Consider the following 24301-nt stretch of genomic DNA (forward strand, 5'->3'; position numbering starts at 1 on the left):
AATCCCTACTGTTTTGGGGTACTGACAGGGTTTGGCTGCGGTTGTGAGCCTTGCGCTTTCCAACGCTCGATATTGCGCAGCAACGCAGCTTCCGTCAGTCCGGACGCGGGCAATTCTGTCATCTTTTTGGCCAGCTGTCCGCGCAACCAAGGATCGTTACAGGCGGAGTTATGGGAAACCGCGACGTACAGGCCGGGTTTGTCGATGGGTTGTGAGTGGGCCATCAAGTCATTGGCCATCCCCAGCGTTTGCACCATGGCCATGCCCGAGTAGCGACCGGCGAGGACAAACTCCACCTCGCCCAGCAGCAATTTCTGAAAGGCCTGAGTCAGATTGGGTGTGCGCAAGAGGGTCAATTGCTGCTCGGCGAAAGTGCCGAATGAAGGGCTCACTCGAGCCTTTTCCGACAACGCGCCGGGATGACCGTGGAGGTCCTGCGCTTCGTTGTAAACCAATAACGAGTCGTTGCGAGTCCAGACCAGATAATCGTTTTCCAGCATCGCAGGATGGATGTAATCCAGATTTTCCAGTTCAGTGACCATCAACGGCGCATCGGCCAGCATGTCCATCCGCCCGCTGCGCACTTCATCCAGGGCCTGGGAGCGTTTGCCGGCATAGAGCAGCTCAACCTTGATGCCCAACTCCCCCGCCACTTGTTGCAACAAATCAGCGCTGGCGCCAATCAGGTGCTTAGGGTTTTGCGGGTCTTGCCACAGGTACGGCGGTGCGTCGGGACTGCCGGTCACGATCAAGCGTTCGCATTTGCCTGCAGCGCTGGACAGCCCCGGCATCAGCGCCAGACTTAAACACAATCCTGGCAAAAAAGAGCAGCCAAACCAGTGGCGCAGATCCATGGCAACACTCTCCCCACTCAAATCCGGAACAAAAAAAACCCGACCAAAAGGCCGGGCTCTTTATAAGTCAAGCCGCCGGATTAGACCAGCTTCTCGAACTCAGGGATGGCTTCGAACAGGTCTGCCACCAGGCCGTAATCGGCCACCTGGAAGATCGGCGCTTCTTCGTCCTTGTTGATCGCCACGATCACTTTGGAGTCTTTCATGCCGGCCAGGTGCTGGATCGCGCCGGAGATACCGACGGCGATGTACAGCTGTGGCGCAACGATCTTGCCGGTCTGACCGACCTGCATGTCGTTGGGTACGAAACCTGCGTCAACCGCGGCGCGCGAAGCACCGACGGCAGCGCCCAGCTTGTCGGCCAGGGCGTACAGGTGTTTGAAGTTGTCGCCGTTCTGCATGCCACGACCACCGGAAACGACGATCTTGGCAGCGGTCAGTTCCGGACGATCGGACTTGGCCAGTTCTTCGTTGACGAAGCTGGAAGTGCCGGCGTTGTGAACAGCGGCAACAGCTTCAACGGCGGCCGAACCACCTTCAGCCGCCACCGGGTCGAAACCGGTCGCACGCACGGTGATCACTTTCACTGCAGCATTCGATTGCACAGTAGCGATGGCGTTACCGGCGTAGATCGGGCGCTTGAAGGTATCGGCGCTTTCTACCGAGATGATCTCGGAGATCTGGTCAACGTCCAGCTGAGCGGCGACGCGCGGCAGGATGTTTTTGCCGTTGGAAGTGGCGGCAGCCAGGATGTGGCTGTAGCCCTTGCCCAGTTCGGCTACCAGTGGAGCAACGTTCTCCGGCAGCTGATGCGCGTAAGCAGCATTGTCAGCGTTCAGGACTTTGCTCACGCCAGCGATTTTCGCAGCGGCTTCAACCACGGCGCCGGCGCCCTGGCCTGCAACCAGAACGTGGATGTCGCCACCGATCTTGGCGGCAGCAGCAACGGTGTTCAGCGTGGCCGGGGCCAGCACTTTGTTGTCGTGTTCGGCGATTACCAAGATAGTCATGATTAGATTACCTTCGCTTCGTTTTTCAGTTTCTCGACCAGTTCAGCCACCGACTTGACCTTGATACCCGCGCTGCGTGCAGCTGGCGCTTCGACTTTCAGGGTCTTGTTGGTGGAGGCGGTGGAAACGCCCAAAGCGTCCGGAGTCAGCACTTCGAGAGGCTTCTTCTTGGCTTTCATGATGTTTGGCAGGGACGCGTAGCGCGGCTCGTTCAAACGCAGGTCGGTGGTGACGATGGCCGGCAGTTTCAGGGAAACCGTCTGCGCGCCGCCGTCGATTTCGCGGGTCACGGCAACTGTATCGCCGGACACTTCGACTTTCGACGCGAACGTGCCCTGACCGTAGCCGCTCAATGCCGCGAGCATCTGGCCAGTCTGGTTGTTGTCGCTGTCGATGGCTTGTTTGCCGAGGATCACCAGCTGTGGCTGCTCCTTGTCGACCACTGCCTTGAGCAGCTTGGCCACGGCCAGGGAAGTCAGATCTTCAGCGGATTCGACGAGGATGGCGCGGTCGGCACCCAGAGCCAGCGCGGTGCGCAGTTGCTCTTGAGCGGTGGATGGGCCGATGGAGACGACGACGATTTCAGTCGCCACGCCTTTCTCTTTCAGACGTACGGCTTCTTCCACTGCGATTTCGCAGAACGGGTTCATCGACATCTTGACGTTGGCGAGGTCGACGCCGGAATTGTCCGCCTTGACGCGAACCTTGACGTTGTAATCCACAACGCGTTTGACAGCTACAAGAACCTTCATGGATTCCTCGTTACTCTCCGGTGAAAAGAAAGTCGCCTAGGCGAACCTGGCGGTTGATGCTCATCGGCGCAAGGGCACCTCTAAAAACGCTGGCAGGTGTATTGGGTGAACCTTGCTCACAAGGCTGATGACCGTTCGTCAGGGGTGACCGACAAGTCATTCATTACCGTGGCGTGTAAACTGCGCGCGATACCTGCGCAGCGCTTCACCTTGTACTGCCATCGCCCTGTCTTTAGAGGTGCTCTTGAAACCTGTATTCAGCCTACGGCGAGCGCAAAACCGCCCGTATCTTGACCGGAACACCTATTCCGGTCAATACGGCAAAATGGCCAGTCATAAGCCGCGTGACTTTGATTTATCTGGCTTTGAGCCGATTCAAACAAACGTTTGTATTGGACGCTAAGAGTGGTGTAGATATAATGCGCCACCCAAAGAGAAAGGTGGTTCATCGATTGTCCTCTGTACCGCACTATGGGGAATTCATGAATGCGACACCCAACCTCCAATTAGAAAAAAAACTGTTGAGCCTTGAGTAGGAGATAGCCTGTGGAACGCGAATACATGGAATTCGACGTGGTCATCGTCGGTGCCGGCCCCGCTGGCCTGTCCGCCGCCTGCCGTTTGAAGCAGAAGGCCGCCGAAGCCGGTAAGGAAATCAGCGTCTGCGTGGTCGAAAAAGGCTCCGAAGTCGGCGCTCATATCCTGTCCGGTGCCGTGTTCGAACCACGGGCCCTGAACGAACTGTTCCCGGACTGGAAAGAACTCGGCGCGCCGCTGAACACGCCAGTCACCCGCGATGACATCTTCGTTCTGAAAAACGCTGACAGCGCGCAGAAGATTCCAGACTTCTTTGTGCCCAAGACCATGCACAACGAAGGTAACTACATTATCTCCCTGGGCAACCTGTGCCGCTGGCTGGCCCAGCAGGCCGAGAACCTGGGCGTGGAAATCTACCCGGGCTTCGCCGCCCAGGAAGCGCTGTTCGACGAGAACGGCGTAGTCCGCGGGATCATCACCGGCGATCTGGGCGTTGACCGCGAAGGCAATCCGAAAGAAGGCCTGTACACCCCAGGCATGGAACTGCGCGCCAAGTACACGCTGTTCGCCGAAGGTTGCCGCGGCCACATCGGCAAGCAGCTGATCAAGCGTTTCAACCTCGACAGCGAAGCCGACGCCCAGCATTACGGCATCGGCCTGAAAGAAATCTGGGAAATCGACCCGGCCAAGCACCAGCCTGGCCTGGTGGTCCACACCGCCGGCTGGCCGCTGGACATCATGGGCACCGAGAACACCGGGGGCTCGTTCCTCTATCACCTGGAAAACAACCAGGTGGTGGTCGGTCTGATCGTCGATCTTTCCTACAGCAACACCTTCCTGTCGCCGTTCGATGAGTTCCAGCGCCTCAAGCATCACCCGGTGCTCAAGCAATACCTGGAAGGCGGCAAGCGCGTCAGTTACGGCGCTCGCGCCATCTGCAAAGGCGGCCTGAACTCGCTGCCGAAAATGGTCTTCAAGGGCGGCGCTCTGATCGGTTGCGACCTCGGCACCCTGAACTTCGCCAAGATCAAGGGCAGCCACACGGCGATGAAGTCCGGCATGCTCGCCGCTGACGCGGTGGCCGATGCGCTGTTCGCCGATCTGGACGGCACGCAAGAGCTGACCACTTATGTCGAAGCGTTCAAGAAGAGCTGGCTCTACGACGAACTGTTCGCCAGCCGCAACTTCGGCCCAGCGATCCACAAGTTCGGCGCCATTGTCGGCGGCGGTTTCAACTGGATCGACCAGAACATCTTCGGCGGCAAACTGCCGTTCACCCTGCACGACACCAAGCCGGATTACGCGTGCCTGAAACTGGCGGCCGACTGCAAGAAGATCGACTACCCGAAACCGGACGGCAAGATCAGCTTCGACAAACTCAGCTCGGTGTTCATCTCCGGTACCAACCACGAAGAAGAGCAGCCGTGCCATCTGAAGCTGGCCGACGCGAGCATCCCGATCAGCAAGAACCTGCCGCTGTACGATGAACCTGCCCAGCGTTACTGCCCGGCCGGCGTGTACGAAGTGGTCACCCAGGAAGACGGCGAGAAGCGCTTCCAGATCAACGCCCAGAACTGCGTTCACTGCAAGACCTGCGACATCAAGGACCCTGCACAGAACATCACCTGGGTGGCGCCGGAAGGCTCCGGCGGCCCGACTTATCCGAACATGTAAGTCGACCGTCTGAACAACAAGGCTCCCTGAACGGGGGCCTTTTTGTTGCCCGCAATTCAAGCGTCACCACAAGAACCTGTGGATCAGGCAGCGCGCTCATCCCCCGGATTACGCTCGAAGTAGCGCTTGTACTCACGGCTGAACTGCGACGTGCTCTGATACCCCACCCGATGCGCCACCTGGGCCACGCCCAATCCTTCGCCCTGCAGCAAGCGCTGGGCCTTGAGCAAGCGCAAACGCTTCAGATACTGCACTGGCGACAACAAGGTGCAGCGTTTGAAATGCTCATGAAACGTCGACGCGCTCATGTTCGCGCAACTGGCCAGGGCGTCGACGTTCAGCGGCTCGGTGTAATGCGCATGCAGATGGCTCAGGGAGGCCGCGATCCGGGCGAACTGCCCCTGTTGCTCCACCAGCGCCCGCAATACATCAGCTTGCGGCCCACGCAAGGCGACGAACAACAACTCACGCAATCGCGCCTGTCCCATAACCTGGCTCTCCAGCGGGTCGTGCAGACAGCGCAACAACCGTTCAACACAACCCCGCATCGCATCATCGAGCACCGCCGAAGTCATGGACTCTGGCGTCTGCGCCGCGATACAGCGCCCCGACGCCAGCCCCATGGCCAACACCAACTCACCGAGCAACACCCGGTCAATGGCGATGGAAATACCCAGCATCGGGCCATCGGGCGCGGAAAACGTCTCGCACTCGAACGGCACCGGCAGCGCCTGAATCAAATAATGCCCGGCACCGTACTCCAGAGTACGCGACCCCAGATACGCCAACTTACTGCCCTGGGCGATGATGACCAGGCTTGGCTCGTAGATTTGCGGGCCACGGGCCAAATCACAACTGGCCCGCAAAATCTGCACGCCCGGCAACGTGGTAGGCGTGAAACCATCGCGGGTGGTCAGCGGCTGGATCAGCGAAACCAGCGTGGCATTGGCATCGAGATGACGGGTCAACAACATGGAGAGCTCTTCACAAAAAAGTCGCGAAAAAAGGGATGAAAACATCATCGCAGGTCTGAACGCCAATGCGGCCAATCAACGGCGCATACCGGAGGATTAGGCATGACACCCGGAGGAATCGCCATGGCCGGTCACCCGTGCGGTGCCCAGAATGGCTCGCCTCACCTGTCACTGCTTTGCGAGGTTCACCATGTACACCGCCATCGGATACGCCGCTCAGTCGCCCACCACTCCCCTCGCCCCGATGAAATTCGAACGCCGCAGTCCACGGCCCGACGACGTCGCAATCGAGATTCTCTACTGCGGCGTCTGCCATTCCGACATCCACCAGGCGCGCAACGAGTGGGGCATTGCGGTTTACCCGCTGATGCCCGGCCATGAGATCGTCGGCAAAGTGACCGCCGTCGGCGCGAACGTTACTAAACACAAAGTCGGCGATCTGGTCGGCGTCGGTTGCATGGTCGACTCGTGCCGCCATTGCGAAGCCTGCCAGGCCGATCTGGAGCAATACTGCCTCGAAGGCCCGACCATGACGTACGCCACCCCGGACCGGGTCGATGGCAGCAACACGATGGGCGGTTACTCCGACAGCATCGTGGTCAGCGAGCACTTTGTCGTGCGCATCCCGGAGAAGCTCGACCTGGCCAGCGCCGCGCCGATTCTATGTGCCGGCATCACCACCTACTCGCCACTCAAGCACTACGGCGTGAAGGCCGGTGACAAGGTCGGGATTCTTGGCATGGGCGGTCTCGGTCACATGGGGATCAAGTTCGCCAAGGCGATGGGCGCTGAGGTGACCTTGTTCACCCGCTCGGCGAGCAAGGCTGAAGAAGGTCGTCGCCAAGGCGCGGACCACGTGATCGTGTCCACCGATGCCGAACAGATGAAGGCCGCCGCCGGACAATTCGACTTCCTGCTGGACACCATTCCGGTGCAGCACGACCTCAACCCCTACCTCGATACCCTGCGTTTCGACGGCGTGCACATTCTGGTGGGCTTGATCGAGCCGATCGATCCGCCGGTGCATGCTGCCAAACTGGTATTGGGTCGTCGCATGCTGGCCGGCTCACTGATCGGCGGCATCGCCGAAACCCAGGAAGTACTGGACTTCTGCGCCGAGCACGGCATCTCCTGCGACATCGAAATGCTCGACATCCACCAGATCAACGAGGCTTACACCCGCATGATCGCCGGTGACGTGAAATACCGCTTCGTGATCGACATGGCGACGCTGAAACTCTAAACCTTCAGGCCCAACTCCGCCGACAGCCGGGCTGTGACCCCTTTGATCAGGGGAATCAGCTCGGCCATTTTTTCCAGCGGCATGTACGGCACGGTGCTGGCGATGCTGATGCCGGCGACAATGCGCTTGCTGGCATCGCGAATCGGTGCCGCCACGCAGCGGATCGACGGTTCGTTGTCTTCCAGGTCGAAGGCATAACCGCCGGCCACGTACTCGATCATGCGCTGCTGAAACTGCTCCCAGGATTGCTCTGGGTGCTGCGGCCAGAACTGATTTTTCCCGCCCACCGGCAAGCTGATTTCATACAGTCGTTGCCATTCTTCCTGCGAGTCATCAAGCATCAGCGCCTTACCAATCCCGGTACGCGCCAACGGCATGCGATGGCCGACCCGCGAACGCATTTCCGGGCCATTGCGCCCCGGATTCTTGAGCAGGTACAGCACCTCGTCGCCTTCACGAATCGCCAGGTGAATGGTGTCGCCGGTCAATGCCGACAACTCATCCAGATACGGCCCGGCCAGCGTCACCAACGGCAGCTCTTCACGCGCCTGAAAACCCAGCTCGATCAGTTTCGGCCCCAACAGATAGCCGACCTGCGGCACGACCCGCAGATAACGCTCGTCCACCAGGCAACTGGCCAGACGATGGGTGGTGCTGCGCGTCGTGCCGATCAGCCGGGCGATTTCCTTGAGATCGCGGGCGCCACTGGCCACCGCCTGCACCACACCCAGGCCACGAAGCAGTGTCTGGGTGCCGGTCGGCGCGGCGTCCTTGGCGATTTTTGGGGCGTCTTCCTGCATATCCAGCCTTTACCGTTGAGCGAGGGAACGGGCGGCATTATGGTCGCCCGACGGCTGCGACTACAACTTGATACGCTCGACCTTGCCCACCAGCAACACGTAGGACAGCGCGCCCAGCAACGCCAGAACCGAGATATAGGTGATCGCCGGAGCAAACGAATCACCGGAGGCAAGGAAACCGATGACAATCGGCGTGGTAATCGCCGCCAGGTTGCCGATGAAATTGAACACCCCACCGGTCAGCCCGAGCAAGCGCGCCGGGGCCAGGGTCGACACCAGCGACCAGGTGATCGAGGCCAGACCGTTGCCGAAGAAAGCCAGCGCGAGGAAGGCAATCACCAGCGGCGTCGATTCGACGAAGTTGGCGCCGATGATCGAGGTGGAAATCAGCAAACCACCGATGATCGGTAACTTGCGCGCGAAGCCCACCGTGCAGCCGCGACGAATCAAAAAGTCCGAGAAGAACCCCGAGCACAGCACGCCGACAAACGCTGCGAGAAACGGCAGCGACGCCAGCAAGCCAGACTTGATGAAGTCCATGCCGCGATATTTCACCAGGTAAGTCGGGAACCATGTCAGGAAGAACCATAAAGTCGAATTGAGGCAGAACTGGCCGAGGTAAATGCCCCACAACTTGCGCTTGCTCAGGACAATTCCGAGGTCGATCCAGCTGAATTTCGCCTTGGCCCTGGCGGCTTCGGCCTGAATATCCACCAACCCGCCACCCTCGCGGATCAGCTCGATTTCCGCGTCATTGGCGCCCTTGAAATCCCGTGGTTCGCGATACACCGCGTACCAGATCACCGCCCAAAGAATGCCCACCACACCAGTGCTGACAAACACCATGTGCCAGCCATATTGGTGTTGCAGCCAGGCAAGCACCGGCGTCAGGAACGCCAGGCCGACGAACTGCCCGGAGGTGTAGAAACCGATGGCTGTGGCGCGTTCGCGCTCGGGGAACCAGGTTGTCACTACGCGGCTGTTGATCGGGTACGCCGGCGCTTCCAGCGCTCCGACCGCCATGCGCAGCACGAACAATGCGATAAAACTGGCGGCGAAACCGAGCATCACCGTGGCCAGCGACCACAGCAGCAATGCAACGCTATAGAGAATGCGCGGCGGCACCCGGTCCACCAGCCAGCCGCCGGGGATCTGCATGGCGGCGTAGGTCCAGCCGAATGCGGAAAAAATCAGCCCGACGTGGATCGGATCGATGCCCAGGTCGCTGGTCAGCGCCGGGGCGGCAATGGACAGGTTGCTGCGGTCCAGGTAGTTGATCACCACCGTGATGAACAACAGGACCATGATGAAAAAACGCTTGCGACTGGGCGTCACCAACGACGCCTGCCCGGTGAGGGTTTGCGGTTGCATGGGGGTGCCTCTTCTTATGTTTATTGAGGTCATGGTGGTTGATCGTTCCTACGCTCTGCGTGGGAACGCAGCCATACGGCCCAAGAGCGTCCGGTGAGGCATTCCCACGCAGAGCGTGGGAACGATCACCGCGTGAGTATCACCACTCGGCAAAACTGCCATCGGCATGGCGCCAGATCGGATTGCGCCAACGGTGGCCGACGGCGGCGCGTTCGATCACGTATTCCTCGTTGATCTCGATGCCCAGGCCCGGCCCATTGGGGATCTTCACGAAGCCTTTGTCGTAGTCGAACACTCGCGGGTCTTTCACGTAATCGAGCAGGTCATTGCTCTCGTTGTAATGGATGCCCAGGCTCTGTTCCTGAATGAACGCGTTGTAGCAAACCGCGTCCAGTTGCAGGCACGCCGCCAGGGCAATCGGCCCCAATGGGCAATGCAGCGCCAGCGCCACGTCGTAGGCTTCGGCCATGTTGGCGATCTTGCGGGTTTCGGTGATGCCGCCCGCATGGGACGCATCAGGCTGGATGATGTCGACGTAGCCTTCGCTGAGCACACGCTTGAAATCCCAACGCGAGAACAACCGCTCACCGAGGGCAATCGGTGTGCTGGTCAGCGGCGCCAGCTCCTTCAGCGCTTCGTAGTTTTCACTGAGCACCGGTTCTTCGATGAACATCAGTTTGTACGGGTCGAGTTCCTTCATCAGCACCTTGGCCATCGGCTTGTGCACCCGACCATGGAAGTCCACGCCGATGCCGACATTCGGGCCCACCGCATCGCGCACGGCGGCAACGTTGGCCAGCGCCAGGTCGACTTTCTCGAAGGAATCGAGGAATTGCAGCTCTTCGGTGCCGTTCATTTTCACCGCGGTGAAACCACGGCTGACCGCTTCTTTCGCGGCGCGAGCAGTGTCCGCCGGGCGATCACCACCGATCCAGGAATAAACCCGGATCTTGTCCCGCACCTGGCCACCCAGCAAATCGCTGACCGACACACCCAGCGCCTTGCCCTTGATGTCCCACAATGCCTGGTCGATACCGGCCAGCGCGCTCATGTGGATCGCCCCGCCCCGGTAGAAGCCGCCACGGTAGAGCACCGTCCAGATGTCTTCGATGTTGCGTGGATCTTTACCGATCAGGTAGTCGGACAATTCCTCGACCGCAGCAGCGACGGTGTGCGCGCGGCCTTCGACCACGGGCTCGCCCCAACCGGTCACGCCCTCGTCGGTCTCGACCTTGAGGAAGCACCAGCGCGGCGGAACGATGAAGGTGGTGAGTTTGGTGATTTTCATCTCTATTGTCTCTCTTGTAGATGCAGCGCTCACAGCGCCAGAAAGTCTTAACGCAGAGCGTTCCATGCAGCGACATATGCCTTGGCGCGCACCGCTACTTCGTCAGCCGTCATGCCCGGTTTGAACAACCCGGAACCGAGACCGAAACCTTTGACGCCGGCCTCGACAAACACCTGCATGTTGTCTGGCGTAATCCCGCCCACCGGCACCAGCACCGTCCCCGCCGGCAACACCGCCAGCCAGGCTTTCACTACGGCTGGGCCCATCTGCTCGGCCGGGAACATCTTCAGCACATCCGCCCCTTCGGCCAGCGCGGCAAAGGCTTCGGTCGGCGTCGCCACGCCCGGCGACAGGAACAGCCCCGCTGCCTTCGCCGCGCGCAACACCTTGGCATCGCTGTGGGGCATGACGATCACCTGGCCGCCCGCCGCTTTCACCTGCTCGACCTGTTCCGGCGTCAACACCGTGCCCGCGCCGATCAGGCAATCGGCGGGTAATGTGCTGCGCAGGATGCGGATACTTTCGTACGGTTCAGGGGAATTAAGCGGCACTTCGATGACGCGAAATCCGGCCGAATACAGGACTTCGCCGACGGCTGCCGCCTCTTGCGGACGCAGGCCACGCAAGATCGCGATCAGACCGTTTTGTGCCAATGCTTGCTTGAGCATGTCAGACCTCCAGTCAGGTTTAACGGGATGGGTTTGCAGTGACCAGTCCAGCGGCGACCGCCAACTGCCACAAGCCGCGTTCGGTGGCCTGCTCGGCCAGGGTCACCCGGGTAAAACCGCAGGCGTCGAGCGCCCGGCTGTAGCGAGTGCAGAGTTGGGCATTGCCGATAAGGATGATCGAGGGCAGGTGCACGCTATTGCGTCGACGCCGCTGAACATTGGCCAGGGCCGACAGTTCATGGCCGATCAACAGGCCGGACAGATAGTCCGGCTGAGCGGTAGCGCTCAGCTCGCCGGTCAGCCCCAGGCTGCGGGCACTGAACAACGTCGACAGCGGCCCGATTTCGCCATCCGCCGACAGAGCCACTTGCACGCCACGGTCAAAAGCATCGCCATCAAAAGCCCCACCGCGCTGCTGAGTACGCCCCAGAATGCTGTGTTCGCTGAGCACGGCGAAGACTTCGCCGGTCATGAAGGTATCGAAATGCACGATGCAGCCGTCGGCCACTTCCACCCATTTCGAATGGCTGCCCGGCAGGCCGATCAATAGATCGCTACCCGCCCCGCTCGGCAGATTCTGCAGCACACCGAGCACCTGGGTTTCCTCGCCGCGCATGACGTTGGGCAAGCGCGAACGCTGAATCACACCCGGCACGATATGCACATCGACACCGCGAAGACTGCGAACGGTTTGTAGGGAAGTTCCGAGATTGGCGACGTTCGCCGGCGTGTCGCAGTAGGCCGCTTCGCGCCAGCCCTGAGCGCTGCCAACCATGCCACAGGCAATCACCGGCACATCGGGCTGCGCGTCGAGCCAGTCACCGCAAGCCTCATCAAAGGCCAGTTCAAAACCGTCGGCGCATGCCTGACCGGCGATGGTTCGCGGCGTCTTGGGCAACTGCATGATCCCGGACGACAGCGCACGCTGTTCCAGCACCTGGCCACCGAAGCCGAGTTTGTAAGCACGTAATGAGGTTGTCCCCCAATCGAGCGCGATCAATTGCGCCAGCATCGCTTCACCTGTTTTGTTTTTTGGCAGTGAGTGAGCTGGACTATAGACCTGGACGCAGAGAAATCTCAATATATAAATATCATTCCCACATTATGGGATTTACAAATATAGCTAGATTTTCTTCGCCAAAGCTCTGCAACTCGGCCTCACCCACCGCGTGGGTTAGACCGCCGAGATTGCTGATTTCAGTCAGGGGTATACGTACTGGAAATCGGCCTTCGATGAAGGGAAGACCGGGATTTTCAAGAGTTTGATGAGCGGTAACTGGGAAGCAACGGAGTGATAAGGCCGCTTGCCCTTTTAAAACAGCGAGCCTTATTGGCAGGGAGTTTTTTACTTTTACTTTTTAGTGGCAGCCTTCAACAACTCTCCGACTGGTACATACATGAGGTTTGAGAAATACGTCTTGTATGTGGTGGTATGAACTCTAAACACACAAGAAATATAATCACGCCCTCTCAACAACGGGACTAATGCTTCACCCTGCAAATACTTCTCCCCTCCCTTACCACTTTCAGACTCACTGAAAATAACGTCAGCCTTATAGATTTCTTGTGGACTGTCCACAACCCTTTCTACAAAGCCAAAACCGGAACGTCTAATGTGATGCGCTTGAGAGAAATCCATGTCATCTTCCAACGAACATACAAGCCCTTCACCAATTCGTGACTTGAACAATCCGAGAATCGCCACATCAGACGTAAAATAAACTTGATAGATACCTGTATCTCGAAGCTGTTCAACTTTTGAATAATGGAGCGTAGCGATAGGTTTTCCATGATTTAAAGAACAGGCCGAGCACATTAAAATTACAAAAAAAAGACAGAGCTTACGCATACAGATATCACTCCCTGAAATAGCTTAAAATAGACTCATTGAATATCTGACGAGCCGACTTTCCGGTTGGCAATACTTGCATAAACATCAGGTTGGCATCCGCATGGTTGATATCGACCCTGCCCATGACATTCGGACCTTGCGTGACTTCCCATTGCTCACCAAAGTCTGCCACCAGATCCGAAAAATTCCAGTTGACAGCAGCTGCTCGAATATTCACCCAGTATTCGGCTTTCGGCTTTGGCTCTCGCCTGTAAATGTTTGATATACCGTAAACAACTTTACCCTCACCGACAGGATCTAAAGTCATCAACATCTTTACTTTAAACCCCCTATCGGTCAAAATACTAGATAAATGAGCACCATTCCATCCACCGAGACTATGGCCCACAATGTAAACCGCCGTGGAGCAATTGGGTATTCGACTGATTACATTCTTTTCTAAGTCTTCATCACTAATAAATGCATTATAGCTGAGAGCCCACGAAGGACAGCGATTAATTATATTCAACTTTTTTGCATCTGCAATAGCTATATCACGAACATAACCAATGTTATTATTAGGGCCAGTAAGATAATAGCTTTCTTGATCCCCCGCGCCACCTATAAAAAATATAACCAAATCTCGTAAGCCAACAGAAACCTGCTTGACAGACTGATCTGTCTTGCACGTAAGCGTATGAGTTTTCACCTCTCTTTTTGCCAAGGGTGTTTCTACCGTCGCGTTTTCACCGGCCATCCTTGGTCACTCCACAAACAATTTAATGGTTTCAGCCAAATGCGAACTGACGGTATGGGTAAACCCGGACGCATCCGTGATGCCATGCTCTTCGCTGCCGTCCCCACGCTGAATGGTGTAGGGGTGATAGGGAACCGGCTCTCCAGTCGCCTCATTGACCACTTGCAACCTGTCCGTGAAGTGCACCGGCATCGGCAGCAATCCACTAAATGCAGCGCCTCCTCCACTTTGCCCAATAATCACAGTTCCGGAGCCACCAACCACCACGTTGCCGTGACCACCAGTACTATCGAGCGTTGCAGCGTTGAGGCCATTGATAAATACCGTGCTGGAGACCGCGCCGGTGATCGGGCTGCCGCAGGCGGATTTATCGGTCATGCGTGCAGCGCCGAGGCCGTCGAAGAACACGTCCGGGGAACCGGACACGATCGGGTTGGTGCCATGGCCCGGCAACGGGCACGCGGTCGGGTCGGTGACGCGCGCAGCGGGTTTTCCACTCAAGTCAAAGCTCCTTGCTACTGAGGTTCAGGGTGAGGCTGATAGATATCAATGTCGGCCGCGGCGAAGCGCCAGCGGTTATCGACCGGGTCGAATAGCGCGTGACAATCGTCATGGCTGTCGGGAGATGAAACGTTGTGAAGGGTTTGCCAGGCTTCGGCGACTTGCCATTCCATATCCGCATCCGAGACGCTGTCGAAGTCGTTGAGCCAGGCGTTGTAGTCGCGCAAGCCGATCCGGTCATAGGATGTTTGCAGCAGGCTGGTCATCTGCGGGCCGAAGTCGATGTAATGCTCTGCGGTCCATTGACCGATGTCGGAATAGACGTACCAGCCCATGGGTAACAATGTGCCATTATTCAATAATGATTGATCCGCCAGGACAACGAAGCCACAGCAGACGTGTAGCGTCAGCCAGCCCTGATGATCCTGGATCAACTGATTTGGATCGAACGTGCGAAGCGGAACAACGCGGTACTCCTCAAGACCGCGACTACGCGTCATCAACTCGGCATCCAGACGCGAGACGAACGCCCGGATCGCCTTACCGCCCGTGCGGTTGAGAGTGCAAAGGATGTCCACCGGCTGGCGATGGCGGTCGTCCGTGGAGCCAAGGTTTTTCACCAGGCCATACAAACGCATCGTCGCCCGAAGTCCGCTCATCGCCAGTCACTCATTGACGTAGCAAAGGCTCCACGGGCGTGGAGGAAGAGTGCCAAGGGCATTGCAAGTGTCGTCCGTGAGCGCGCAAAAGGCGCACAGAATGCCGGACTAGAGCGGTGTAGACAACCGATGCGTATCAGATCGCCATCAATCGATCAGCCGCCCTCGGCAAAATCCCTTAACACCGCCCCATCCATCCGATACCGCACCCACTCTTCCTGTGGCTGTGCGCCAAGGGATTTGTAGAATTCAATCGCCGGTTTGTTCCAGTCCAGCACGCTCCATTCGAAACGGCCGCAGTCGTTGGCGCAGGCGATTTTTGCCAGGTGGCGCAGCAAGGTTTTACCGGCGCCGCCGCCCCGTTGTTCAGGGGTGATGTAGAGGTCTTCTAGGTACAGGCAATTGCTGCCCAGCCAGGTGGAATAGCTGAAGAAGAACACCGCGAAGCCGATCGGCAGGCCATCGCGCAGGCAGATCAGGCCATGGGCGGTGGCGCCTTCGCTGAACAGGCTGCGCTCGATGTCGGCGACGCTGGCGATGACTTCGTGGCGGGCACGTTCGAAGTCGGCCAGTTCAGTGATGAACGCGAGGATTTGCGGAGCATCGCTGGGGGTTGCCGGGCGGATTTCGATCGTCATGGACGTGCCTTGTCAAAAGTTGAAAACGCCATACTAAGTCCGCGCGCGGCGCTCGTCACATTTGAAATGATGGAGGGGGCCTTTGTGGCTAATGTCGATTCGCTAAGTAATCTCAGCCGTAACACACTCTCCGTAGCAGCTGCCGAGCCTGCGAGGCTCGGCAGCTGCTACGGATTGCATTTACGGTTTAACTTACTGGCATTGGAGCAAGCTCCCTCGCCACAAAAGCGTTTTCATACTTAGGACATTTATGAGCACCGCTGCTTTCGCACCTCTGCAGAATCTAGCCTCTGAACTGCTGCCCCATGCGCTGGAACCTGGTGAGGACGGCGCCCACGATCTGTCGCACTTGCAGCGGGTGTGGCACAACGTGCGCACGCTTCACGCCGATGAAGGCGGTGATCTTGAGGTACTGCTGGCCGCCGTGCTGTTGCACGATTGCGTGGCGGTGGAGAAGAACTCGCCGCTGCGTTCCCAGGCGTCACGGCTGGCGGCGCAGAAAGCGTCGACAGTGCTGACAGCCATGGATTGGCCTGACGCAAAAATCACCGCGGTCGTCCATGCCATTGAGGCCCATAGCTTCAGCGCCAACATCACACCCACGACCCTCGAAGCCCGAATCATCCAGGACGCCGACCGCCTCGACTCGCTTGGCATGCTCGGCGTGGCGCGTACCTTCTACATTGCCGGGCGCATGGGCAGCGCGCTGTACGACCCTGTGGACCCGGAGGCAAACGAGCGGGACTACGATGACAAACGCTTTTGCCTCGATCATTTCCAGACCAAATTGCTGCACCTGGCGGACGGCTTCCAAACGACCACCGGCCAGCGTCTGGCACAGGTTCGCCATCAACGCTTGAAGGGATTCATGGAGCTGTTCAAGGAAGAAATCGGCGTCGGCTGAGGAGCCAGAGCCACACCGCTCGTCGTTCATCAGGCACCAATCCCGGTCGGGGACGGACCAATATCGAGTAAGGGCTCGCCAATGCGAGCGAGGAGCAACACTCGTCCATCCCAACCAAGAGGTCACCATGAACGTCGATAAAAACCTGGAAAAAGAAGTCCTGACCCGCCTGCTGCATGCCCATCCAAGCGGCTTGGGCAAGGAGGTTCTGGACAATTACCGGGGGGAGAAAGTCGTGGCCAGCACCCTTGCGACGCTGCAGGAGCGTGGGCTGATCCAGCACGGTCATGTGATCTGCAACGAAGCCGGCGAGCACTCGCTGAACCTGCCGATCAAACTCAGCGCCGCTGGGGTTGAGGCGGCGCGCAAACTGGATAACTAACCGAGCAGGAGCTGGCGAAGCCTGCGCCAGCTCCTATAGCCAGGAGAAATCCCATGCCTCGTGGAAGCAAAGACAAATACACCGCCGAGCAGAAACGCAAGGCCGAACACATCGAAGAAAGCTACGAACGCAAAGGCGTGTCGAAAGATGAAGCCGAGGCCCGCGCCTGGGCGACGGTAAACAAGCAGTCGGGTGGCGGTGAGCGCGCCGGCGGCTCGGGACGCAAGAAACCGGCCGCTGCCAAGTCTGCCGATCGCAAGGAATCAGCCCGCCGTGCAGTCGCCACCCGTGAGGGCAAACCGCGCAACAGCAAGGCGTCACGCGATACCCAGACGGTGGACAGCCTGATGAGGGAAGCCCGGGCGAAGAAGATTCCGGGGCGCTCGAGCATGCGCAAGCAAGAGTTGATCGAGGCGTTGCGCAAGGCGGGTTGAAAGTCAGGATTGAGGGTGAATTTGAGGGCCGATGGCGGCTGATCAGGCGCTAAAAGTCTCGCGGATCAACGCATCCACTTCCGCCGCCCCCGGCGAAGTCGCCGGCCCCCAACGAGTGACCGCCAACGCCGCTGCCGCATTCGCCCGCCGTGCCGCTTCAGCCGCCGACAAACCCTGCGCCAACCCGGCCACAAACACCCCGGCATGGGCATCCCCCGCACCGTTGCTGTCGACGGCCGAGACCTTGAATCCCGACACCTGCTGACGGTCGCCATGCTGGCTGATCCAGCAACCCTGCGGCCCATCGCGAACCACCACCAGGGCGTCCGTCGGCAACTGATCCGCCAAAATATTCAACGCCTCGGCAGTGTCCGACGCCCCGGTAAACCGAAGCGCCTCGACACGGTTGCTGGTCCACAGATCGATGCGCGGCAGCAAGGCCTTCATCAGCGGTGCGTCCGGCGAATCCACCAACGGTCCCGGATCGAATACCACTTTGATCCCGTCCGGCAACTCCAGCACCCAATCCACCAGCACCTGAGCCTTGCCGTCATGCAGCAGGCTGTAGCCGCTGACATAGACAAAGTCGCCCGCCTCGGCCGGCACACTGGCCAGGTCTTCGGCGGTCAATTCGCCTTCGGCACCGATGTAGGAAATGAACGTACGTTCGGCCGAGGCTTCAGTCAGTGCGACACACAACCCGGTGTCGCGCTCAGCACTGTGAGCGATGCCGATCCGAATGCCTTCTGCCGCCATCGCCTCCCGGGCCAGATCACCAAAACGGCCGTTGCCATGGCGCCCGAGGTAAACCACCGGCAAGCCGTTCCGTCGGGCCGCGGCCATCACATTGAAACCGCCGCCCGCCTCGAAACGGGCGGATTGCGCCAGCGCGTCACCGCCCGAATGAGGCAATCTATCCACGGCCATGACCAGGTCGATGATGACCTGGCCGGTGTGCAGCAGCCTAGACATGCGCAGGCTCGAGCAACGCGGTACGACGGTCCTTCGCACCGCCGAGCACCCAGTAAATCCCGCCAGCCACCACGAACGTCACGATCCAGCCCAGGCCGTTGTGACCCAGCCAGGAGTCGGACAGGAAGCCCCGGAACCAGACATCTTGTTCAGTGGTGCCAATGGTGGTGAAGCTGAAACCCAACACAATCGCCACCGCCCACGCACCGAATGCACGCCATTCGACGCCGCCGCGATACCAGTAGGCGCTGCTCGGGCTGACGTCCAGCAGGTCCTTGGGGCTGTAGTAATGACGATGGATCAGGTCGACCACGAAGATTCCGACCCACGCCGTGATGGGCACCGCCAGCAAGGAGATGAAGGTAATGAACGGACCGTAGAAGCTCTCGGCGATCAGCATGAAGTAGATCGAGCCGGCGAAGATCGCCACGATATCGACCACCACCGCGTACACGCGCTTGACCTTCAGACCGAGGGTCAAGGTGGTCAGCCCGGCGGAGTACACCGACAGGTTGTTCGACAGCAGTAGCCCGCCGAACGCGGTGATCAGGTACGGCACCGCCATCCAGCTCGGCAGCATGTCGCGGATCGCGACAATCGGGTCAGTGGCCGAGGCCAGATCGTTGTTACCCACCGACAGCAGACCGCCAAGGGTGATCAGCAGCACCAGCGGAATCCCCGCACCGAACGCCGCCGACGCCACCAGGCGCACCGCTTTGACGCTGCGGTGCTGGTAGCGCGACATGTCCGCGCCGGCGTTGGCCCAACCGATCCCGGTGCCGGCGGCCATGGTGCCGATGCCGATGATCATCGCGCTCAGCGGTGCTGGCGTGGCATTGAATACGGCGCTCCAATCGATGGTCGCGCAGAGGAAACCACCGACCAGGATATTCAGCGCACCGAACACATAGGTTGCCCATTTCTGGATCACCAACAATGTGGCGTGGCCGAGACCGGACACCGACAACGTCAGCAGCACGAAAATCGCGATGAACACCAGGGTCAGCAGCGGCGCGCTTTTGGCTTCCACCGGCGAGCCGAACACTATCGAGCACAGCGACAGCAGGACGAACGCGGCGGTGGTGGTATTGACCGTTTCCCAACCCAGGCGCGACATCAGCGAGACCAGCGTCGGGCCGATATTGCCGCGTACGCCGAAGATCGCCCGCGACAATGTCAGGCTCGGTGCGCGGCCACGACGACCGGCAATGGAGATGATCCCGACCACCGCAAAAGAACCGGCGGCACCGAGGATCGCGACGATGATCGCTTGCCAGATCGCCAGGCCGCGAAAGGCCACCAGCGTGGCGCCCAACGGCAAGCCGAGAATGGAAATGTTGGCCGCAAACCAGACCCAGAACAGTTGCAGCGGATGACCGTTGCACTCCCCTTCCGGCACCGGTTCGATACCACGGGTTTCCAGTTGTCCGGCGCTTTGCCCGGCGTTCGATGAACTCATGAAAATGCTCCTTGCAATTGTTATGGTGTGGGCAATCTCGGAGGACAAAACAACAGCCGGCCGTCCTGCCCGTGTTTGTGCGTTCCATTGCGGGTGAAAAATTCAAGTATGCGGCGTGTTCATCGCGGGCAAGCCCGCGATGGGGCCAGTCCAGTCAACGTAAAGCCAACAGTCCTTTTACCAACGGTTCCAACTCCAACGAGTTAACCGCTTTAACCTGCTCGATCATCGCCATCGGCCAACTCTCAAGCCCCAGACAGGCCCCGAGCATCGCGCCGAGCATCGCCGCGATAGTGTCGGTGTCACCGCCCAGGCTCGCGGCCATGCACAGCGCTTCAAAGGCCGTCATCTCGCCGATGGCCACTTGCTGGGCCAGCGCAAACGACACCACCACCGATTCCTGTGCGGCCACCGAAGTGCCGATCACGTCGTACAGCAAATCCGCCAGCAACGCCTTGTCGCTGTCGATGCCGATACTCCGCGCCCAACTGATGCGCGAGGCAATCCGCCCGCCGGCGACCCAGTGGCCGTGACTTTCTGCCTGCTGCGCGAATTGCTGGCCGAGGTTCAACGCCTCGCCCAGGTCCATGCCGTTGATCCCGGCGGAAACCACTGCCGCCACCGCCGCCGCACTGGCAATCCCCAGCGTGGTGTTGTGGGTCACCTGACAGGCTTGCACCACGGAGCGGATGAAACGCTCAGGATCGGCGACATCGGCCGCAATCCCCACCGGGGTGATGCGCATCGCTGCGCCATTGGTGGCGCCATAGCGCCCCGCCTCTTCCAGCGAGTGGCCGGCGAGGATCATTTCGATCGCGCGTTTGGTCGAAGGGCCGAGCAAGTCTTGCGAGCCCTTGGCCTGCATCCCGGCTTCCCATTCGATCAATCGTTGGGCCAGTAACGCCGGTTCGATCCGGCCCTCGCCTTCGATCAACAACCGAGCGACCAGAATCGCCTGCTCGGTATCGTCGGTGATCGAACCTTTGGGCAAGTTCGCGGCAATCGGTTGATCGGGGCCTGCGTCTTGCAGATCGGTGATTTCAACGAAGCGCGCCTTGATGTCGGCGCGGCTCAGGGATTGGGTCGGCATGCCCAGCGCATCGCCCAGGGCCAGTCCATAGAACGCGCCGAGGGCACGGTTGAGCGCGGTCATTTTGGAGCTCCAAACTGCAAATGCAGACGAAAGTGCACCGGATCGAGCAGGCTTTCGACCTGCTCCATAAAACGGTTCTGACGGTCGTAGGTGGTGCGCAGGGCCTTGAGGAACACCGTGCCGACCGGGCGCCCGAGCAGTTCGGCGTCTTCGGCGTTCAAGGGTTCGGCACCGATCCACTGATCGCCGTGCTCGCCGACATAGCCGTAGGCAGCCAACGTGATGGTCAGGGAATTATCAATCAGTCCCACTCGCGGCAGGCCTTCCAGGCCTCCGGTCGCGGGCATTAACGCGCGTTCCAGAGACACCAGCGTACCGTCGGTGGCGCGCCGGCGACGGTCGAGGGTGATGAATTGATCGGTGCCGAACCGCGACAGCAGGTCAGGCCGAGTCACCGCCTCCAGTCGCAGCACTTCGGTATTGATCAACGCCCCGCTGTCCGCCAGTGCCTGGGCCCAGCCGCTGCTCTGATCGAGCACTACGCCGTCGTAAGTAACGATGGAACCGACTCCGCTTTGCGTGGCGATGTAGTGACGCCGCTTCAGTTCGGCCAGGGCTTCACGCAGCGTGCCGCGGCTGACCTTGAATTCTTGAGCCAACTGATGTTCACCCGGCAATAGCAAGCCGTCCTCCATGAGGCCGCTTTCGATGCGCCGGACAAGCTCATCGATAATCCGTTGTTTCTTGTCAAATCGTACCTGTCTAACCATGTACAAAGTGATAACCGAAAGGGATTAGGGCGAGCAAGGGATATTTTGTGGCTGGATTGTGTGACAGACAGACCGCTTTCGCGGGCAAGCCTCGCTCCTACAGGGGGATCTGCACGGTACTGTAGGAGCGAGGCTTGCCCGCGAAGGCGTCGGCACATCCAGTATCCATGTGCCGGGCATCCCGCTCCCCCGGGAAAATCAGCGTTGTTTCAGTCGGTCGATCACAACCGCCAGCAACAGGATCGAACCGCGAATCACGTACTGATAGAAGGTATCGATGTTCTTCAGGTTCATCGCATTCTCGATGATCGCCAGAATCAGCACCCCGGCAATCACATGCCGAATCATCCCGATCCCGCCGCTCAGCGACACCCCGCCCAACACGCAGGCCGAGATCACTGTCAGCTCGAAACCCTGGCCAATCATCGGCTGACCCGAGGTCATGCGCGACGCCAGAATCACCCCGGCCAATGCACCAATCACCCCGTGCACGGCGAAGATGATGATCTTGGTTCGGTCAACGTTTACCCCAGCCAGCAACGCCGCTTCCTGGTTGCCACCGATGGCCATGGTGTTGCGCCCGTAGGTGGTGTAATTCAGCAGCCAGCCGAAAAACAGGAAGCAAACGATGGTGATCAGAATCGGCACCGGCACACCGAACAACTGGCCATTACCGAAGACGAAAAACGACTCCTGGGACACGCCCACCGCTTTGCCGTTGGCAAAGATGTAAGCCAGGCCACGAACAATCTGCATGGTCGCCAGCGTGGTGATCAACGCATTGACCCGCAGCTTGGCGATCACGATCCCGTTGATCAGCCCGACAATCAGCCCCATCACCAGCGCCGCACTGACGCCGAGGAACACGCTGTTGGTGTCGCGCATCACCACCGCCGCGACCACGCCGGCGCAGGCAATCACCGAGCCCACCGACAAGTCGAAGTGCCCCGACGCCAGGCAATACAACATGGTGCAGGCGGCAATTCCGGTGGTGGAAATCGCCAGACCCAGACCCCGCATGTTCAGCGGCGACAGGAAGTTGTCGATCAGCAAGGTGCAGAGCACGAAGATCCCGACGGCCGCCAGCAGCATTACCCAGTCATCGAGAAAGCGTCGCAGGTCCAGCGGTTTGCGCGGGGTTGGCAGAGCGTTGTTTTGGATGGTCATAGTCACCTCTCAGTTCGCCACGTCGGCAGCGCGTTGGCGTGGCAAAGCCAGTTGCAGCAGGTTGGATTCATTGGCGTGTTCGCGGGTCAGTTCGCCGCGCATCGTGCCTTCGCAGAGCACCAGGATGCGGTCAGAAATGCCCATGACTTCCATCAGGTCGCTGGACACCACAATCACGGCTATACCGCTGGCGGCCAGGTTGTGGATGATCTGGTAGATCTCGGCTTTGGCGCCGATGTCGATGCCGCGTGTAGGCTCATCGAGCAGCAGGACTTTCATCGGCATCGACAGCCAGCGACCGAGAATCGCCTTCTGCTGATTGCCGCCGGACAGGTACATGATTTTCTGCGCCGCGTTGGGCGTCTTCACCTTCAGCGCCTTGATCTGCTTGTCGGCGTTGCCCTTTTCCCACAGCCCGCGCAACAGGCAACCGAAGGTGGAATGAGCACCACGAGCACTGATGTTGATGTTCTCGGCGACACTGGCGAGCGGCAGGATGCCCTCCTTCTTGCGGTCCTCGGGGCACAGCAGAATCCCCGCCGCAATGGCATCGCGCGGTGAACGCAGTTTCAGTTCATGTCCACGCAACTCCAGGCGTCCGGCCGTGTTGCGGGTAAGTCCGCTGAGCATGCGAAACAGCTCGGTGCGGCCCGCGCCAACCAAGCCGAACAGACCCAGAATCTCGCCCTTGTGCACCTCGAAACTCACCGGTTCACGCAAACCCGGCCCCAGCAAACCGTCAACCTTGAGCGCCACCGCGCCACGCGGGCGGCTGCGGTAATCGTAGATATCCTGAATGTCGCGACCGACCATGCACGTCACCAACTGGTCATGGGTCAGCGCGTTCATGTCCTCGAAGGTGCGCACGAAGCGACCGTCCTTGAACACCGTCACCGCATTGCAGATACGGAACACTTCTTCCATGCGATGGGACACGTAGAGCACCACTTTGCCTTCGTCGCGCAGGCGCCCGATGATTGCCATCAAGCGATCGATTTCCCGCGCCGACAGGCTGCTGGTGGGTTCGTCGAACGCAATCACATGCGCACCACGGGACAGCGCCTTGGCGATTTCCACCAGTTGCCGCTGACCGAGGGACAAGCGCCCGACTTTCTCTTGTGGATCGATTTCATCGGCCAGGCCTTTGAGGCAGGCCAGTGCCTGTTGCCGCAAAACGCTGCGATTGATCAGGCCGAAACTTGCCGGCAGATGCCCAAGAAACAGGTTCTCGGCCACGGTCATTTCCGGCACCAGGTGCAGCTCCTGATGGATCACCGCAACCCCGCTGCCAATGCTGTCGGCAGTGGATTTGAAGACCCTCGTCTGCTCGCCGATCCGCAGGTCGCCGCTGCTCGGCGTGTAAGCACCGCCGAGGATCTTCAGCAGTGTGGATTTACCGGCGCCGTTCTCGCCCATCAAGGCATGAACCTGCCCCGGATGCGCGACGAAGCTGATGCCGTCCAGCGCCTTCACCCCGGGAAAGGTTTTGCCGATCCCGTTGAAGCGCAGGCTGCCGCCAATGCGCTGTTCATCTGTTTGTACGTGTGCGTGCATAACCCACCT

Annotated in this window: 25 protein-coding genes; 5 read left to right on the forward strand and 20 right to left on the reverse strand. The window is 59.5% G+C overall.

What is annotated here, in order from left to right; translation table 11 throughout:
• Positions 1 to 5 precede the first annotated feature (5 nt).
• The 3 genes from ACEN8R_RS16470 to ACEN8R_RS16480 form a co-directional block, all read right to left on the reverse strand.
• A complete protein-coding gene (locus ACEN8R_RS16470) occupies positions 6 to 854 on the reverse strand; it encodes a substrate-binding periplasmic protein (protein WP_026286701.1) in 849 nt (282 codons plus the stop codon).
• An 80-nt stretch (positions 855 to 934) separates the two neighbouring features.
• Entirely contained in the window at positions 935 to 1864 is a 930-nt protein-coding gene (locus tag ACEN8R_RS16475) for an electron transfer flavoprotein subunit alpha/FixB family protein (protein ID WP_019582611.1), read from the reverse strand.
• A 2-nt stretch (positions 1865 to 1866) separates the two neighbouring features.
• A complete protein-coding gene (locus tag ACEN8R_RS16480; RefSeq protein ID WP_007903904.1) occupies positions 1867 to 2616 on the reverse strand; it encodes an electron transfer flavoprotein subunit beta/FixA family protein in 750 nt (249 codons plus the stop codon).
• A gap of 546 nt (positions 2617 to 3162) precedes the next feature.
• Between ACEN8R_RS16480 and ACEN8R_RS16485 the strand changes: the two genes are divergently transcribed.
• Positions 3163 to 4827, forward strand: a complete 1665-nt coding sequence (locus tag ACEN8R_RS16485) for an electron transfer flavoprotein-ubiquinone oxidoreductase (protein WP_018926183.1) — start codon at positions 3163 to 3165, stop codon at positions 4825 to 4827.
• Positions 4828 to 4910: 83 nt separating this feature from the next.
• On the opposite strand, the gene ACEN8R_RS16490 is transcribed toward ACEN8R_RS16485, so the two are convergent.
• Entirely contained in the window at positions 4911 to 5801 is an 891-nt protein-coding gene (locus ACEN8R_RS16490) for an AraC family transcriptional regulator (RefSeq protein WP_018926184.1), read from the reverse strand.
• A gap of 190 nt (positions 5802 to 5991) precedes the next feature.
• Here ACEN8R_RS16490 and ACEN8R_RS16495 point away from each other — a divergent pair, with 190 nt between their 5' ends.
• Positions 5992 to 7044, forward strand: a complete 1053-nt coding sequence (locus ACEN8R_RS16495) for an NAD(P)-dependent alcohol dehydrogenase (RefSeq protein ID WP_018926185.1) — start codon at positions 5992 to 5994, stop codon at positions 7042 to 7044.
• Here ACEN8R_RS16495 and ACEN8R_RS16500 read toward each other — a convergent pair.
• The 10 genes from ACEN8R_RS16500 to ACEN8R_RS16545 form a co-directional block, all read right to left on the reverse strand.
• On the reverse strand, positions 7041 to 7844 hold the full coding sequence (locus tag ACEN8R_RS16500; protein WP_018926186.1) for an IclR family transcriptional regulator: 804 nt from the start codon (positions 7842 to 7844) through the stop codon (positions 7041 to 7043). The two genes, ACEN8R_RS16495 and ACEN8R_RS16500, sit on opposite strands and share 4 nt — an antisense overlap.
• Before the next feature lie 60 nt (positions 7845 to 7904).
• Entirely contained in the window at positions 7905 to 9215 is a 1311-nt protein-coding gene (locus ACEN8R_RS16505) for an MFS transporter (protein ID WP_018926187.1), read from the reverse strand.
• A gap of 139 nt (positions 9216 to 9354) precedes the next feature.
• Positions 9355 to 10503: a galactonate dehydratase gene (gene dgoD, locus ACEN8R_RS16510; RefSeq protein ID WP_007903915.1), complete on the reverse strand. Its 1149-nt coding sequence runs from the start codon at positions 10501 to 10503 to the stop codon at positions 9355 to 9357.
• A 47-nt stretch (positions 10504 to 10550) separates the two neighbouring features.
• Complete coding sequence (locus tag ACEN8R_RS16515; RefSeq protein ID WP_018926189.1) at positions 10551 to 11171, reverse strand: 2-dehydro-3-deoxy-6-phosphogalactonate aldolase; 621 nt, start codon at positions 11169 to 11171, stop codon at positions 10551 to 10553.
• 19 nt (positions 11172 to 11190) lie between these two features.
• Positions 11191 to 12183 carry a 2-dehydro-3-deoxygalactonokinase gene (locus ACEN8R_RS16520; protein ID WP_018926190.1) on the reverse strand — a complete coding sequence of 331 codons (993 nt, stop codon included), beginning with the start codon at positions 12181 to 12183 and terminating at the stop codon, positions 11191 to 11193.
• A gap of 339 nt (positions 12184 to 12522) precedes the next feature.
• Complete coding sequence (locus tag ACEN8R_RS16525) at positions 12523 to 13020, reverse strand: hypothetical protein (RefSeq protein WP_177325186.1); 498 nt, start codon at positions 13018 to 13020, stop codon at positions 12523 to 12525.
• 7 nt (positions 13021 to 13027) lie between these two features.
• The gene (locus ACEN8R_RS16530; protein ID WP_018926192.1) at positions 13028 to 13759 is read right to left on the reverse strand and encodes a hypothetical protein; all 732 of its coding nucleotides are present in this window, start codon (positions 13757 to 13759) and stop codon (positions 13028 to 13030) included.
• Positions 13760 to 13765: 6 nt separating this feature from the next.
• Positions 13766 to 14260, reverse strand: a complete 495-nt coding sequence (locus tag ACEN8R_RS16535; RefSeq protein ID WP_018926193.1) for a PAAR domain-containing protein — start codon at positions 14258 to 14260, stop codon at positions 13766 to 13768.
• A 14-nt stretch (positions 14261 to 14274) separates the two neighbouring features.
• Positions 14275 to 14919, reverse strand: coding sequence for a hypothetical protein (locus ACEN8R_RS16540; RefSeq protein ID WP_026286426.1), 645 nt, complete (start codon positions 14917 to 14919; stop codon positions 14275 to 14277).
• 155 nt (positions 14920 to 15074) lie between these two features.
• Positions 15075 to 15557 (reverse strand): GNAT family N-acetyltransferase, encoded by a 483-nt coding sequence (locus tag ACEN8R_RS16545; protein ID WP_018926195.1) that lies wholly within the window; start codon positions 15555 to 15557, stop codon positions 15075 to 15077.
• Positions 15558 to 15807: 250 nt separating this feature from the next.
• On the opposite strand from ACEN8R_RS16545, the gene ACEN8R_RS16550 reads away from it, so the two are divergent.
• From ACEN8R_RS16550 to ACEN8R_RS16560, 3 genes are all read left to right on the forward strand, one after another.
• Positions 15808 to 16461, forward strand: a complete 654-nt coding sequence (locus tag ACEN8R_RS16550) for an HD domain-containing protein (protein ID WP_018926196.1) — start codon at positions 15808 to 15810, stop codon at positions 16459 to 16461.
• 127 nt (positions 16462 to 16588) lie between these two features.
• The gene (locus tag ACEN8R_RS16555; RefSeq protein ID WP_018926197.1) at positions 16589 to 16843 is read left to right on the forward strand and encodes a hypothetical protein; all 255 of its coding nucleotides are present in this window, start codon (positions 16589 to 16591) and stop codon (positions 16841 to 16843) included.
• Positions 16844 to 16896: 53 nt separating this feature from the next.
• Entirely contained in the window at positions 16897 to 17277 is a 381-nt protein-coding gene (locus ACEN8R_RS16560; protein ID WP_018926198.1) for a Rho termination factor N-terminal domain-containing protein, read from the forward strand.
• 42 nt (positions 17278 to 17319) lie between these two features.
• Here the strand turns inward: ACEN8R_RS16560 and ACEN8R_RS16565 are convergent, their stop codons facing one another.
• From ACEN8R_RS16565 to araG, 6 genes are all read right to left on the reverse strand, one after another.
• Positions 17320 to 18249 carry a PfkB family carbohydrate kinase gene (locus ACEN8R_RS16565; RefSeq protein WP_018926199.1) on the reverse strand — a complete coding sequence of 310 codons (930 nt, stop codon included), beginning with the start codon at positions 18247 to 18249 and terminating at the stop codon, positions 17320 to 17322.
• On the reverse strand, positions 18242 to 19708 hold the full coding sequence (locus ACEN8R_RS16570) for a purine-cytosine permease family protein (protein ID WP_018926200.1): 1467 nt from the start codon (positions 19706 to 19708) through the stop codon (positions 18242 to 18244). The genes ACEN8R_RS16565 and ACEN8R_RS16570 overlap by 8 nt, the downstream gene beginning before the upstream one ends.
• A gap of 154 nt (positions 19709 to 19862) precedes the next feature.
• Complete coding sequence (locus tag ACEN8R_RS16575) at positions 19863 to 20861, reverse strand: ADP-ribosylglycohydrolase family protein (protein WP_018926201.1); 999 nt, start codon at positions 20859 to 20861, stop codon at positions 19863 to 19865.
• Complete coding sequence (locus tag ACEN8R_RS16580; RefSeq protein WP_026286427.1) at positions 20858 to 21571, reverse strand: GntR family transcriptional regulator; 714 nt, start codon at positions 21569 to 21571, stop codon at positions 20858 to 20860. The genes ACEN8R_RS16575 and ACEN8R_RS16580 overlap by 4 nt, the downstream gene beginning before the upstream one ends.
• A gap of 198 nt (positions 21572 to 21769) precedes the next feature.
• The gene (gene araH, locus ACEN8R_RS16585) at positions 21770 to 22738 is read right to left on the reverse strand and encodes an L-arabinose ABC transporter permease AraH (protein WP_018926203.1); all 969 of its coding nucleotides are present in this window, start codon (positions 22736 to 22738) and stop codon (positions 21770 to 21772) included.
• A gap of 9 nt (positions 22739 to 22747) precedes the next feature.
• The gene (araG, locus tag ACEN8R_RS16590) at positions 22748 to 24292 is read right to left on the reverse strand and encodes an L-arabinose ABC transporter ATP-binding protein AraG (protein ID WP_018926204.1); all 1545 of its coding nucleotides are present in this window, start codon (positions 24290 to 24292) and stop codon (positions 22748 to 22750) included.
• Between the last annotated feature and the right edge of the window lie 9 nt (positions 24293 to 24301).

This window comes from Pseudomonas sp. Pseusp15 (assembly GCF_059492165.1).